Raw genomic sequence first — 13,227 nt, 5'->3', positions numbered from 1 at the left:
TCACGGTGTACTTGAGATTCTGTAGTACGAGCACCAATGGCACCCCAACTCATTAAATCAGCAACGTATTGAGGCGTTATCATATCTAAAAACTCGCCAGCTGTTGGCAAGCCACTATCATTGATGGTTAATAAAAGATTACGAGCAATACGTAAACCTTCATTAATATCAAAGGTATGATCCATATGAGGATCATTAATTAAACCTTTCCAGCCTACTGTTGTACGTGGTTTTTCAAAATAAACACGCATAACAATTTCAAGTTTATCTTTAAGCTCTTCTCTAATGAGACTTAAACGTTGCGCATACTCCAACGCAGCTTTCGGATCATGAATAGAACAAGGTCCAATTACCACTAATAGACGATCATCTTTTCCTGCTAGGATTTGATGAATAGCTTCACGGGCATGACGAACTGTAAAAGCCGCATTATCAGTTGCTGGAAACTTTTCCAATAAAGCAACTGGCGGTAAAAGTTCATTAATTTGTGTTATTTTAAGGTCATCATTTTGATAATTCATTCCCGTGTATCCACTCTTTTATGTTATCTAGTCAATGTTATTATTGCTTTCCCAATCTAACCATTCGTTTTCTATCTGTAAACACCCTTTCACCTTAAAGCTCCTATAGTTGTTTTTCTAAAAAATCGTCAAAAATGGAAATAGCGCATTTAAGCAAAATAATGATTCAAAATTGCGTTAAGTATAAGAATAAAAACAATGAATAGTAAGGCTGGAGAGAAAGATAACTCTACCAGCCTTTTTTATTAGGAGAGATAATTATTTCTGCTAGAGCGTTTTGCTGTTTTGATCCACAAACGAGAACCGTTAATAGCGATAGCCAGTAAAATTATATATTCAACAGACATGGCATAAACACCTTGCTTGTAAAATATAACAACACTAATCACGTTGATAACCGACCAAACTAGCCAGTTTTCAACTAATTTCCGTGTCATTAAAATCATCGCCACAATCGACAGGACGGTCATTGTAGAATCCCAGAATGGGTAAGCATCAGGTTCAAGCACTGGCGTAGCTAAATTTGTACCAAAGACATTTAGTATATCAACAGCAACAACAGCTAAATAACCAAATACAGTATCAATATTAAAGGTCAAAGCGACAATAGCAGCTATTGAAACAACAATTAAAAAGAGACGATGGCTTGGTTTTAACCAACGAATTCTTAGTTCCGCTTGCTCAAAATCATTTACTCTACTCCATGCGTACCAGCCATAAATATTAGCTGCAAAGAAGAAAATTTGAAGGAGTAAGCTTGCGTATAGCTGAATTTGAAAAAAAATAATGGCAAATAAAGTGACGTTAATCAGTCCAAATAAGTAATTAATTATTTTTTCCTGACTTGCAAGCCATATACACAAAAGACCAGCTATAGTGCCCACAGCTTCAATCCACGAAAGTGGGTATCCACCTTGCCCAAGTGGAATATTGACTAAAATATTATTGATACTAAACCAACTCATGACATCCATTTTACAACCCCGACTTAATCATAGAAAAAAACAAAGAAAATATGGGTTATTGCGACATCTTTGCAAAGTAGTAAAGATATATTATAAATTCATATTTATAATGGTACTTAGTTTTTAATATTAAACATTATGTTTCTGATTTAAAAAATAACAAACAAATGTTTTATATACTAAACAAATTATTCTAATTTTACTTTTTAAACAATAAAAACGACAAATAACTTTATTACATTTTACTTATTAGAGAGAAATATGGAGCCAACAACACGTTTAATCGATCGCATACTATCTTTTGCTCTCCTCGATCCTAGAATTGAGGCAGTAGTACTAACAGGATCGCTAGGACGCAATAGAAAGATAGACAGTTATTCTGATATTGATATAGAGCTTATCGGTTATGGTGCGACAGAGCTCGCAAAAAACCAACATTGGTTATCACAATTCGGTGATGCTCTTATCAGCTTACAGTTGGAGTGTGAAGATCCCAAAAGTAAGTTTTGGCCTATTTATTTACATGTTTTAGCTCAAGGTCGCAAAATGGACATTATGATGGCAGAGCCTGAGCGTATTTTTAACATGAAAACAGAGGGACTTAGCCCAGTTTACCAGCGTGGATATCAAATCTTACTTGATAAAACGAGTTTATGTGACGGGCTTCCTGAAATTAGCACTATAACGCCTCCTACGCTTTCAAAAGAGCAAGCATGTAATAATGCTCAAGAATTCTGGTTTGAGGCGACACAAGTCGCTATAGCCATTCTACGCCATGAATTTTGGTCTGCTAATTATCGTATGAATGATATGCGTGAATGGCTGATAGCATTACTTGAACAAGTTGCGCTGCTCGATACCCCAACACAAGATGTTTGGTATCAAGGGAAAAACTTAAAAGAATGGCTACCTAAATTTTATTCATTGCGTTTATTGGAAAGTACTCTTGCAATGAGTACACCTTATGAATCAGCAGCAACGCTTTCAATTATGATGGCATTTTTTCTTGATGCATCGAAACGCCTCAATTACCCTATTGATACAGCAATAAAAACACAAGAATTAGTCAGCAATTGGTTAATCGATAATGAATTTTTGACTGAAAATGAATACACCCAAATCACGTCATCAATTATTTGTCATTACTGATTTGAATGTCATTTTAGATTAAGACTAGGTAGTTTTTTCATTTTGAGAAAACTATCTTCATTGTTTAATAAAGCAATGAATTGCACTATCACAAAATAGAAAAATAACTAAGAGTTTGTTTACTGTTTAGGGAATGATAAATATATAGGAAGGAGTTTGAAATGGTGGGTCGTGGGCGATTCGAACGCCCGACCAATTGATTAAAAGTCAACTGCTCTACCGACTGAGCTAACGACCCATTTCAATAAAAACGGATAGTATTCGAAAATGGTGGGTCGTGGGCGATTCGAACGCCCGACCAATTGATTAAAAGTCAACTGCTCTACCGACTGAGCTAACGACCCTTTTTCGAATCCGCCACATTCTCTGTGGCAACGGCGGGTAATAATACTGATTTAATGTTTTTGTGCAATGTTTTTTTTCAAAAAAACAATCAAGCGCTTAAAAAACAATCATTTAACCCCGAAAATGCAATATTTTACATTACGGGGTCAATAATTAGAGTGCCGCTAGCTGCTTTTGTGCTAATTTAGCGCCCGCACTATTTGGATATTGCTTAATCACTTGTTGATAAATAGCTTTAGCATTATCCTTTTGCCCTTTCTCTTGCATGATCAAACCAATTTTATAAAAGGCTTCACTTGCTTTTTGAGATTTTGGATAGTTTTTAACAACAATAGCAAATGTACTTGCTGCCTGATCCTTATTACCTTTTAAGTAATACATCTGACCCAACCAAAAATGTGCATTTGATTGATAGCTAGATTTTGGATAGTTATTGATAAAGTTGTTTAATTCAACAATTGCTTTATCGTAATCTTTTGAATTCAATACGATATCAATTGCCGCATTATAATCGGCCTTCTCATCACCTTGCCCAGAATTAGTTGTAGCAGAAGGTGTTGAAGAAGTAGCATTATCAGGTTGAGTGGCTTCTGTTGATGTGGAAGCTCCGCCACCAAGGCTATCTAATTGTTGATAGATATTGCGTTGGCGTTCGACAACTTGATTTAGCTGGTATTGGTTTTCCTGAATTTGACCACGTAACATATCAATATCACGCTGAGAATCAGCAAGTTGTTGCTGTAATTGGGTCAAAAGCTGGCTGTGAGCATTTGAAAAACGCTCAAGTTGGGCGAGTCGTTCATCGGTCGAACCAGAACCGATATTACTGATTGGCGCTTGGGCAATAGCGGCTACAGGAGCCGCTACGCCAACCAGTAACAACAGACTCATCAAGAAAGGTCTGAAGTTACTGTTGTTCATGCCGTTCTCTTAGTAATCCAGTACTGCACGACGGTTTTTCGCATAAGCGGCTTCGTCATGACCCAGTACAGCTGGTTTTTCTTTACCGTAAGAAACGATTGACAGTTGATCAGCAGATACGCCTTTACCTTGTAGGTACATTTTCACAGCGTTAGCACGACGTTCGCCCAGAGCGATGTTGTATTCTGGAGTACCGCGTTCGTCAGCATGACCTTCTACAGTGATACGTACTGAAGGATTAGCACGCAGGAATGCAGCGTGTGCATCTAACAGGTTAGCGTAGTCTGAGCTAATGTCATATTTGTCGAAACCGAAGTAAACGATGTTTTGTTGTTTCAGTTGTTCTAATTGCTGACGTGCTAATTCTTCAGCAGTAGGACCTTGTTCAACAACTGGTACATTGTTTGTATCAGTTTGATCTTCGTTTTTGTTTGAGCTACATGCTGCAACAGCAACGAGTGGTAATGCTAACATCAACCCTTTAAACACTTTGTTTAATTGCATCTCTATTTGTTCCTTTATTTTGTTTGCCATACATAATTTTTATGCATCACATAAACGGTGACCAGGCAGGTGATTTAACCTGACCATCAGTCGCCGGAAGACGCGCTTTGAAACGTCCATCAGTCGATACTAGCTGCAAAATGGTGCCTAAGCCTTGTGTAGAGCTATAAATAACCATTGTGCCGTTAGGCGCGATGCTTGGCGTTTCATCCAGAAACGTATCTGTTAGATATTGTACGGAATTCGTTTCCAGATCCTGCTTAGCGATATGTTGCCTACCGCTTTCAGAACTCACCATAACTAAGAAACTACCATCTGGGCTTACTGCAGGATTTTGGTTTTGTTTACCTTCCCACGTAATACGCTCTGGTGTTCCACCGTTAATATTAACTTTGTATATTTGTGGACGTCCACCTTGATCTGAAGTATAGACTAAGGTTTGTCCATCTGGCATCCAATTTGGCTCAGTATTATTGCTTCTGCCATTGGTTACCTGTGTCATATTCCCACTTGCTAAATCCATAACATACAGATTTAAGCTACCACTCTTAGAAAGAGCAAAGGCAAGTTTAGAGCCATCAGGTGAAAACGAAGGTGCACCATTATGTCTTGGGAATGATGCAATTTGGCGAATTTCACCTGTTGCTAATGTTTGTACCACTAAAGCAGATTGACCGCTTTCAAAAGTTACATAAGCCAGTTTAGCACCATCTGGTGACCATGCTGGTGACATTAATGGCTGTGATGAACGATAAACACGATCTTGGTTAAATCCATCATAGTCAGAAACGCGCAATTCATAAGGATATGCGCCCCCATTAGTCACAACAACATAAGCAATACGTGTACGGAATGCGCCACGAATACCAGTCAGTTTTTCGAACACTTCATCACTGGCCGTATGAGCAGAATAACGTAGCCATTTAGATGGGACTTTAAACTCGCTTTGAGATAAAACCGCGCCTGGAAAACCAGCAACGTCAACTAACTGATAGCTTACTAAATATTGGCCATCCGCTGACGGTTGTACGCGTCCAACAACAACAGAATCAATCCCTAATGCAGTCCATAATGCAGGTTGGACTTCAGAAGCCGTGACAGGCTGTTGAGGTATACGTGATACATCAATAGGATTAAATTTTCCGCTATTACGTAAATCAGCTGCAATCACACCAGCGATATCTTCTGGCATTTGACCAGTGCCTTCCCATTTAAAAGGAACGACACCAATAGGGCGTGCAGTATTCACCCCTTGTGTAATTTCAATTCGAACTTCAGCGTTAGCCAGAGTGGTTACGCATAAAATTAAAAGTCCGAAGATAACATTTAATGCCTGCTTCATCATGTCTCCCTTTTATTATTGCGGTTATTACGCAATAACGCACAGAATAGTAACAAACGCTTTTCAACAACACCATACAACACATCAATAACATTCTAAAATAGCTATAAATTAGTGTATGTTTTCCTACTATCAGACAGTTTTATGGCTTAAACTCAATTGTCGATGATTTTACTTGTTCATAAACATCTTTTGGTGGCTTAGGTAATTTAGCGGTATTTGCTGCTCTTAATGCCACTTGGCATAATGCTGCGTCACCACCTAAAATTTTCGCATTAATTAACATCCCATCAGGTGCAATACTAATTCTTAGTTCACAAGTTTTACCTTTGTATAACTCTGGATCAATGAACTTCTGTTCTATTGCAACTTTCAGCTGACCTTTATAGCGATCTACACCTTCACCATTTGCACCAGTGCGGTTTCCACCACCTTGCCCTGCTGCAGAGGCACCGCTTTGTTTATTACCATCAGCCATTAAACCATCGAGCAAACTATCAACGGCTTTACTCTGCTGTTGAGCAGCGGCTTTCGCTTTAGCTTCTGCGGCCGCTTTAGCTTTTGCCTCTGCGGCTGCTTTTGCTTTAGCGTCTGCTTCAGCTTTCGCTTTTGCATCAGCTTCGGCTTTTGCTTTAGCATCTGCCTCGGCTTTAGCTTTGGCCTCTTCCGCTTTTTGTTTTGCAGCTAACTCAGCTTGTTTTTTTGCTTCGGCTTCAGCTTGTTGTTTAGCATCCGCTTGTTCTTTTAAGATGCGATCACGCTCTGCTTTCGCTTGCGCAGCCGCTTCTTCTGCCACTTTTTGTTCTTCTTTCGCTTTGGCGGCAGCTAACGCGGCTTCACGTTTTTGAGCTTCTGCTGCCTCTTTTGCTTGTAAACGTTCAACTTCTAACGTTTTCAAACGTTCTTGTTCTTTCATTTGCTGCTGACGCAACTCTTCTTCTTGTTGCTCTGCACGCGCTTTACGTTCTTGTTCTGCTTTTTGGACGTTAGCCTGTTGCGATTTTTGCTGGTTATACTGTTGTACTACAGCATTAGGATCGACCATAATAGCATCAATAACTTGCCCGCCTTCACCACCGCCACCACCTAAATCCCACTTCTGAGTTAATGACCCCCAGATAAGCAATGCGATAACAAGCAAATGCAAGGCAGTAGACAAGATAACTGAACGGCTCAATTTACTTCGGATTGGCTTCGTCTTCTTTCCCACGCTATTATCCAAACTTATTTCAACCTATTACATAGGCTGAGTCATTAAACCTACAGATTTAACACCTGCTTGACGTAACATGTTGAGCGCTTTAATTATCTCATCATAAGGAACATCTTTAGCACCGCCAATCAGAAATATAACTTTCGGATTTTTTTCCAATTGCCGTTTAGCTTCAGCCATAATCTGTTCTTGAGGCAATAATTCTAATACTTCTTGATCAACACGAATATTATATTGCCCAATTCCTGCAACCTCGACAATCACCGGAGGATTATCACTGGTTGAAACAGTTTGTGTATCTGTTGCTTCAGGAAGATCAACTTCAACACTTTGCGAAATGATAGGCGCTGTTGCCATAAAAATAAGCAAAAGCACTAACAATACGTCAAGCAAAGGAACAATGTTAATCTCTGATTTTACGCCTCGGCGGTTACTGCGACCTCGTGCCATCAGCTATCTCCTTCTGCGTTAACTATTTCTTTTCTGCTGAGGCAAAAGCTTGGCGATGTAAAATCGTCAGGAACTCTTCCATAAAGTTATCGTAACTTTGTTCCAGTTTAGTTACACGCTGCGTAAACCGGTTATAAGCCATAACTGCGGGGATTGCCGCAAATAAACCGATAGCCGTTGCAATCAACGCTTCAGCAATGCCGGGTGCGACCATTTGTAATGTTGCTTGTTTAACACTACCTAATGCAATAAATGCATGCATAATCCCCCATACTGTACCAAATAGACCAATATATGGGCTGATAGAACCAACAGTACCGAGGAAAGGAATATGAGTTTCTAGTGATTCTAATTCACGATTGAAAGAGACACGCATTGCTCTTGATGCACCATTTACAACTGCATCAGGGGCATGAACGCTTGCTTGATGTAAGCGTGCAAACTCTTTAAAACCGGAATGAAAAATTTGCTCTGAGCCTGATAACTCATCACGACGAGCTTGGCTATCTTTATATAAACGAGCCAAGTCAGTACCTGACCAGAATTTATCTTCAAAATCTGCGGCTTCACGATCAGCGGCATTCAGAACTTTAGTTCGCTGAATAATAATCGCCCAAGATGCAATAGAAAATCCGATTAAAATCAACATGATCAACTTAACTAAAAGCCCAGCTTTTAGAAAGAGATCGATAACATTCATGTCAGCCACTACTTAAACTCCGCGATAATGGACTTAGGAAGCGCTACAGGCTTCATTTTAAATGAATCTACACAGACAACGAGTACATCTGCGCTACACAAAACACAACCATCTTGATTAATAAGCTTTTGAGAAAATGTCATTGAGGCACCACGTAATGTGGTAATTTCACTTTCTACTTGTAAAAGCTCATCAAGTCGAGCTGGTGCAATATATTCTATTGATAATTTACGTACAACAAATACAACATGATCATACTCCCGTAAATCATGCTGATGAAAACCTTTTTCTCTGAGTAGTTCTGTTCGGGCGCGTTCAAAATATTTTAGATAGCTGGCATGATAGACCACACCACCGGCATCAGTATCTTCATAATAAACACGAACAGGCCAAAGAAACTGCATAATATCTTCCTTACATTTTCTGAGTTAAGTCCATAAATAATTAAGCTATAAGTCACTTAACTATACTTAAGAGGTAGCTCTAAGGGAATCATAGTAACGTAAAGAATAGAAAACACAGTTTTCAGGCGCCAATCATAAACTCTTCTTTGCAACACGCAATATGCTTTGTGCTCTGAATAGAAAAAATATTTTCATTAAGACAGCATAAAAATGCTTGCTAATTAGAAATTCATAGATTGTCTTATTTATTAGTATTATTTTTAATGGCCTAAAAAAACCAGTTTAAAAACTGGTTTTTCATATAAATCAATTAATTATTTATGATTGGTGTCTCATGGAGGTAGTGCCACTGCCAACTCGTTTCATGAGAATTGCGTCTCAATAACGCCACTGACTCCCGCATAAGAATTTTCTTATTTTCACTGTGTGTTTCTTGATATCTGACAACCACCAAACAATCTGATTGATAAATTATTTTATAATCATCTGTTTTTATTTTCAGTCCACTTCTTTTTCCTGCATTTTGTCTGAACATCGCAATAACATCATCATAACTCACTGCTTTTCCATTGATCCCAACCATAGAAAACTCACTAGATAAAAGATTTTCTATCTTAGTTATTGCATCAATAGAAAGAGGAAATTGCGTAAAAACAGCTTCAATCTCATCATGTAAAAATCTAATGCTTTCTATAATTAAATCTGTATTAAATTTCATCTTGTATTTCCTGTACAATATTTTTTTCTTTAATGTAAATAATAATGTGATAGGCAATATGCCAATTAAAGCACATATTAAAAACGTCATGTTATAAGCGGTTTGTGGTAAGCAAAAAAGTGAAAGAATATTAAATAACATAGCAACAACGGTTGCTCCGACACTAAAAACGACCTGCCTATTAATATTCCAAATAACACTGGCCTGAACTAATTTCTGTGAGTTAAAATCATATAATGCTGTTGTTTGCGCAGTATTAGCACCAATTCCGCCACCAATCCCGATAACTAAATAAGCAATAATTAATAAAGGTATATCCGTATTACTATTTACAAATATTAATAAAGCAATACCTATACTGTGTAATAACAGCGCAAAAATAAATAAACGTTTCATGCCTAATTTATTATAAAATGCACCACTTATTGTCATTGAAATAAAAGCCCCAAGTGCATATAACAACATGAAAACACCTGTGCCTTGAGCAGTAAATTTTAAATATTGTTGTAAATAAAATATCGCAAGAATATTTACACCAGTGAAAACACCAGGAATACAGTAATAAACAAAAATAGAGATCGATAAATTTCTATTTTTTAATAATGATAAATTAATAACTGGAGATATATGGCGTCGATAATGATAATAATAAAGTACTGCAAAACATGCCGATAATGCCGCTATGACTAATGCAAGTAATGTTGAGTGATACTCACCATAAGCCGATAGAGCAAACAATCCTGAAACAATAACCAAACTAATAAGAATGATACCTTTGATATCAGGTATAGCGTTTTCTTTAGGTAAATGCTCTTTTACCCAAATAAAAGCTAAAAGTGCGGTTAGTAATGAAAAAGGAATATTGCTATAAAATACCCAACGCCAAGAAGCTATATCAACAATAAATCCACCTAATGTAGGTGATATTGCCGGAGCGATTAAAGCTATCGCCATAATGATCGTTGATATTTTGCTTCTTTCATGTCCTTGAAAATATTGAAAAGTTAGTGCTTGTCCAATTGGGATCAATAATCCACCACTAACACCTTGAATAAAACGCCACAAAATAAGTTCACTAAACGAATGTGAGTCCCCTACTAGCGCCACAGACACACTAAACATCAGCATTGATGTCACCATCAATGCTCTAATACCAAAACGTTGTGATAACCAATGACTCAATGGAATAATTAACGTCAATCCCAAAATATAGCTATTTGAAACCCAAGTCACTGAAACAATGGAAATTTGCATATCATCAGCGACTGCGGGTAATGCAATGGCTGACATAAAAATATTGATACAATCTATAAAGAAGCCCAGCAAAAATATAGATGCAATTCGATAGCGGTAAGTCATAAAAATCCTCCGCGCATAGAGTACGGAAGATTGACGAATTTCGTCTATCTGACAAAATAGAACTTATTGTTTAATCAGAGTAAACAATCATGCAAAATCAAATTGATCGAATTCGCTCTTTTATTGCTGTTGTTGATACAGGATCTTTTACTCAAGCAGCAAAATATTTACGCTTGAGTAAATCAATGGTGAGTATTCATATCAAAGCATTAGAAACCGAGTTAAATGTCTCATTACTCAATCGCAATACTCGTCGATTTTCACTGACAGAGACTGGAGAGATGCTTTATCAAGACTTTCGTCAAGTGCTAATTCAATTAGAGCAAACATTAGATAAAGCGAGATTGGGTCAGCAGGAACTACAGGGATCATTGCGATTAAGTTCAACCGCTGAATTTGGTGAATATTATATTTTGCCGTTACTTAGTCAATTTATGCAATTACACTCAAAGTTGAAAGTACAGTATGCGTTTAATTCTTCTATTGAGGATTTAATAAATCATAAGTTGGATTTAGCTATTCGTTTAGGCACATTAAAAGACAGTAATTATCGCTCTACCAAATTGGCTAATTACGAGATAAGTTTAGTTATTTCACCTGATTTGTTACAAAAATTTTCGATAAAAACTATCAACGATTTAAGCGTTATTCCTTATTTAGCAAACAGTAATTTACGTCAAAGTAAACTTTCAACTTCTGCGCAGTTTAATACCCTTCTTTCTCAATTAGCTCAAGATGCCTATTTTGAAACTAACACCATTGCCGCATTAAAAAAGATGGCTCTTGCGCATTCTGGGATGACTATTTTGCCACATTGGTATATTCGTCAAGAATTATTAGAAGGCCAATTGGTTGTACTGTTTCCTGAACATGCACTTTTAACTCAATCCGTTAATATTATTTTTCCATATAGTGAACATATTCCAAGGAAAACACGTCTATTTATTGATTATTTAAAAGAAAATATCCAGCTATAACACTAGAAGTGTGGAGAAGTTAAGAAGAGATACTTAAGAGATAAAATACCTTATTTCTTTCTCATACACTGAGTAGAAATAAGGTATTTTTTAAAAGAAGAAATAACTTAGCCCAACAACTAGAATAATAATTGCAGGGATTGGATGTAATAAACATTTTGCCATGACGTGTTTAGGACGAAATGCAAGACCAAAAGTCGCACCTGCACACACTGACCAAATCAGTAAGATACCTTGCCAAATTGCCAGTGAACTAGTGTTCGCAGCAAAACGACTAGGCTCCCACATAATACAAAATGCCATGACCAACGCCATGATTAAAACAAGAGCCCTAATAGGGCCCTTGTCTAGTAGTTGGTAGCTTTTATCCAACATTATTCTTCACTTTCTGAAGCTTTTTTCGCTTCAGCGTGCTCGAAAGCCAGTCCTGCGATCACCGCAATACTACAAGCGAAGAGCGTTCCGAGAAGCCATGCAAAATACCACATTCTCTATGCTCCTTAGTACAGAGTATGATTATTGCCTTCGATAAATTTCTTATCGAGGCGACCATGCATTTTCCAGTAACACCAGATGGTGTAAAGGAGAACGATAGGTACAAAGATAATCGCAACAACTGTCATTACCTGAAGAGTAAACAGGCTAGAAGTTGCATCCCACATTGTTAAGCTCACATCTGGGAAAGTGCTTGAAGGCATCACAAATGGGAACATAGTCACACCACAAGTTAAGATGACACAAGCAATTGTCAGTGAAGTGAACAGGAATGCCCAACCACCTTTGTTTGCTTTAGTCGCAACAATCGCTAGTAATGGAGATAACAGGCCTAAGGCCGGCAATGCCCATAATACTGGATAGTTGTTGTAATTAGTCATCCAAGCACCCGCTTCATGAGAAACGGTTTTCAGTAGTGGAGATGATGGACCTGCTGTATCAATAGTGCTTGTAATAATGAAGCCATCGATACCATAGATTAACCACACACCTGCTAATGCGAATGCGATGAAAGTAATTAATGAGGTAATGTAAGTTGTTTTACGAGTACGCTCATGTAATTCACCAGTAGTACGCATTTGAAGATAACTTGCACCATGTGCAACAATCATCATTAAGCTAACCACACCTGCTAGTAAACCATATGGGTTTAACAGACTTAACAGGTTAATCAGCGCATTAGTCGTACCGTTATAAGATACACGTTGCATGCTATCGACTTCTAATGGAACACCTTGTAACAGGTTACCAAAAGCAACACCAATAACTAATGGTGGAACGAAGCTACCAATAAAGATACCCCAATCCCACATACCACGCCATTTTGGAGATTCTAGTTTAGAACGGTAGTCAAAACCTACTGGACGGAAGAATAATGCCGCCAATACGAAGATCATACCAAAATAGAAACCAGAGAATGCCGCAGCATAAACCATTGGCCATGCAGCGAATAGTGCACCACCTGCTGTGATTAACCATACTTGGTTACCATCCCAGTGAGGTGCAACAGAGTTAATCAAAATACGGCGTTCAGTGTCATCTTTCGCGATAACGCGCAATAACACACCGACACCCATATCAAAACCATCAGTGACTGCAAAGCCAATCAGTAAGATACCAATCAGTAGCCACCAAACAAATCGCAATACTTCATAATCAAACATA

At 37.8% G+C, this 13,227-nt stretch carries 14 protein-coding genes, 2 tRNA genes and 1 pseudogene; 2 read left to right on the top strand and 15 right to left on the bottom strand.

The annotated features are described in order from the left end of the window. Together DK866_RS18085 and pnuC are read right to left on the bottom strand one after the other, a co-directional pair. Window positions 1-521, bottom strand: a 521-nt coding sequence (locus tag DK866_RS18085) for a 3-deoxy-7-phosphoheptulonate synthase (protein ID WP_109410030.1), incomplete at its 3' end; no start/stop codon positions are given. 245 nt (window positions 522-766) lie between these two features. After that, window positions 767-1,495 carry a nicotinamide riboside transporter PnuC gene (gene pnuC, locus DK866_RS18080; protein WP_109410029.1) on the bottom strand — a complete coding sequence of 243 codons (729 nt, stop codon included), beginning with the start codon at window positions 1,493-1,495 and terminating at the stop codon, window positions 767-769. A 252-nt stretch (window positions 1,496-1,747) separates the two neighbouring features. On the opposite strand from pnuC, the gene DK866_RS18075 reads away from it, so the two are divergent. Then, entirely contained in the window at window positions 1,748-2,635 is an 888-nt protein-coding gene (locus tag DK866_RS18075; protein WP_109410028.1) for an aminoglycoside 6-adenylyltransferase, read from the top strand. 162 nt (window positions 2,636-2,797) lie between these two features. On the opposite strand, the gene DK866_RS18070 is transcribed toward DK866_RS18075, so the two are convergent. From DK866_RS18070 to DK866_RS18025, 10 genes and pseudogenes are all read right to left on the bottom strand, one after another. Continuing rightward, window positions 2,798-2,873: transfer RNA gene (locus DK866_RS18070), tRNA-Lys, on the bottom strand. Between the two features lie 30 nt (window positions 2,874-2,903). Continuing rightward, window positions 2,904-2,979: transfer RNA gene (locus DK866_RS18065), tRNA-Lys, on the bottom strand. A 154-nt stretch (window positions 2,980-3,133) separates the two neighbouring features. Further along, the gene (gene cpoB, locus DK866_RS18060; protein ID WP_072070585.1) at window positions 3,134-3,901 is read right to left on the bottom strand and encodes a cell division protein CpoB; all 768 of its coding nucleotides are present in this window, start codon (window positions 3,899-3,901) and stop codon (window positions 3,134-3,136) included. A 9-nt stretch (window positions 3,902-3,910) separates the two neighbouring features. Next, a complete protein-coding gene (gene pal / locus DK866_RS18055) occupies window positions 3,911-4,405 on the bottom strand; it encodes a peptidoglycan-associated lipoprotein Pal (protein ID WP_072070586.1) in 495 nt (164 codons plus the stop codon). 46 nt (window positions 4,406-4,451) lie between these two features. Then, window positions 4,452-5,747, bottom strand: a complete 1,296-nt coding sequence (gene tolB / locus DK866_RS18050; RefSeq protein WP_109410027.1) for a Tol-Pal system beta propeller repeat protein TolB — start codon at window positions 5,745-5,747, stop codon at window positions 4,452-4,454. Between the two features lie 142 nt (window positions 5,748-5,889). Beyond that, window positions 5,890-6,957, bottom strand: a complete 1,068-nt coding sequence (gene tolA, locus DK866_RS18045) for a cell envelope integrity protein TolA (protein ID WP_109410026.1) — start codon at window positions 6,955-6,957, stop codon at window positions 5,890-5,892. A gap of 27 nt (window positions 6,958-6,984) precedes the next feature. Then, the gene (gene tolR, locus DK866_RS18040) at window positions 6,985-7,410 is read right to left on the bottom strand and encodes a colicin uptake protein TolR (protein WP_072070589.1); all 426 of its coding nucleotides are present in this window, start codon (window positions 7,408-7,410) and stop codon (window positions 6,985-6,987) included. Between the two features lie 22 nt (window positions 7,411-7,432). Further along, entirely contained in the window at window positions 7,433-8,119 is a 687-nt protein-coding gene (gene tolQ, locus DK866_RS18035) for a Tol-Pal system protein TolQ (RefSeq protein ID WP_072070590.1), read from the bottom strand. Beyond that, the gene (gene ybgC, locus DK866_RS18030; protein WP_109410025.1) at window positions 8,119-8,514 is read right to left on the bottom strand and encodes a tol-pal system-associated acyl-CoA thioesterase; all 396 of its coding nucleotides are present in this window, start codon (window positions 8,512-8,514) and stop codon (window positions 8,119-8,121) included. The genes tolQ and ybgC overlap by 1 nt, the downstream gene beginning before the upstream one ends. Window positions 8,515-9,253: 739 nt before the next feature. After that, window positions 9,254-10,591, bottom strand: a pseudogene (locus tag DK866_RS18025) (MFS transporter); the annotation flags it as partial. An 89-nt stretch (window positions 10,592-10,680) separates the two neighbouring features. Here DK866_RS18025 and DK866_RS18020 point away from each other — a divergent pair. Beyond that, the gene (locus DK866_RS18020) at window positions 10,681-11,568 is read left to right on the top strand and encodes a LysR family transcriptional regulator (RefSeq protein ID WP_109410023.1); all 888 of its coding nucleotides are present in this window, start codon (window positions 10,681-10,683) and stop codon (window positions 11,566-11,568) included. A 90-nt stretch (window positions 11,569-11,658) separates the two neighbouring features. On the opposite strand, the gene ybgE is transcribed toward DK866_RS18020, so the two are convergent. From ybgE to cydB, 3 genes are read right to left on the bottom strand one after another with little or no spacing between them, the layout of a single operon-like run. Next, the gene (gene ybgE / locus DK866_RS18015) at window positions 11,659-11,943 is read right to left on the bottom strand and encodes a cyd operon protein YbgE (RefSeq protein ID WP_109410022.1); all 285 of its coding nucleotides are present in this window, start codon (window positions 11,941-11,943) and stop codon (window positions 11,659-11,661) included. Next, the gene (gene cydX, locus DK866_RS18010) at window positions 11,943-12,056 is read right to left on the bottom strand and encodes a cytochrome bd-I oxidase subunit CydX (protein ID WP_069370099.1); all 114 of its coding nucleotides are present in this window, start codon (window positions 12,054-12,056) and stop codon (window positions 11,943-11,945) included. The genes ybgE and cydX overlap by 1 nt, the downstream gene beginning before the upstream one ends. A 12-nt stretch (window positions 12,057-12,068) precedes the next feature. Further along, the gene (gene cydB, locus DK866_RS18005; protein WP_109410021.1) at window positions 12,069-13,226 is read right to left on the bottom strand and encodes a cytochrome d ubiquinol oxidase subunit II; all 1,158 of its coding nucleotides are present in this window, start codon (window positions 13,224-13,226) and stop codon (window positions 12,069-12,071) included. Between the last annotated feature and the right edge of the window lies 1 nt (window position 13,227).

It is taken from the genome of Proteus genomosp. 4 str. ATCC 51469 (genome assembly GCF_003144375.1).
Classification (GTDB): Bacteria; Pseudomonadota; Gammaproteobacteria; order Enterobacterales; family Enterobacteriaceae; genus Proteus.
The sequence above is the reverse complement of the archived record's forward strand: the minus strand, read 5'-3'. Positions and strand labels throughout refer to the sequence as shown.

What these genes read in the sequence shown, in the direction of transcription:
- cpoB (WP_072070585.1), bottom strand. Translation starts at nt 3,901, where the DNA reads ATGAACAACAGTAACTTCAGACCTTTCTTGATGAGTCTGTTGTTACTG.
- pnuC (WP_109410029.1), bottom strand. Translation starts at nt 1,495, where the DNA reads ATGGATGTCATGAGTTGGTTTAGTATCAATAATATTTTAGTCAATATT.
- DK866_RS18075 (WP_109410028.1), top strand. Translation starts at nt 1,748, where the DNA reads ATGGAGCCAACAACACGTTTAATCGATCGCATACTATCTTTTGCTCTC.
- ybgE (WP_109410022.1), bottom strand. Translation starts at nt 11,943, where the DNA reads ATGTTGGATAAAAGCTACCAACTACTAGACAAGGGCCCTATTAGGGCT.
- tolB (WP_109410027.1), bottom strand. Translation starts at nt 5,747, where the DNA reads ATGAAGCAGGCATTAAATGTTATCTTCGGACTTTTAATTTTATGCGTA.
- pal (WP_072070586.1), bottom strand. Translation starts at nt 4,405, where the DNA reads ATGCAATTAAACAAAGTGTTTAAAGGGTTGATGTTAGCATTACCACTC.
- cydX (WP_069370099.1), bottom strand. Translation starts at nt 12,056, where the DNA reads ATGTGGTATTTTGCATGGCTTCTCGGAACGCTCTTCGCTTGTAGTATT.
- cydB (WP_109410021.1), bottom strand. Translation starts at nt 13,226, where the DNA reads ATGTTTGATTATGAAGTATTGCGATTTGTTTGGTGGCTACTGATTGGT.
- DK866_RS18020 (WP_109410023.1), top strand. Translation starts at nt 10,681, where the DNA reads ATGCAAAATCAAATTGATCGAATTCGCTCTTTTATTGCTGTTGTTGAT.
- tolR (WP_072070589.1), bottom strand. Translation starts at nt 7,410, where the DNA reads ATGGCACGAGGTCGCAGTAACCGCCGAGGCGTAAAATCAGAGATTAAC.
- ybgC (WP_109410025.1), bottom strand. Translation starts at nt 8,514, where the DNA reads ATGCAGTTTCTTTGGCCTGTTCGTGTTTATTATGAAGATACTGATGCC.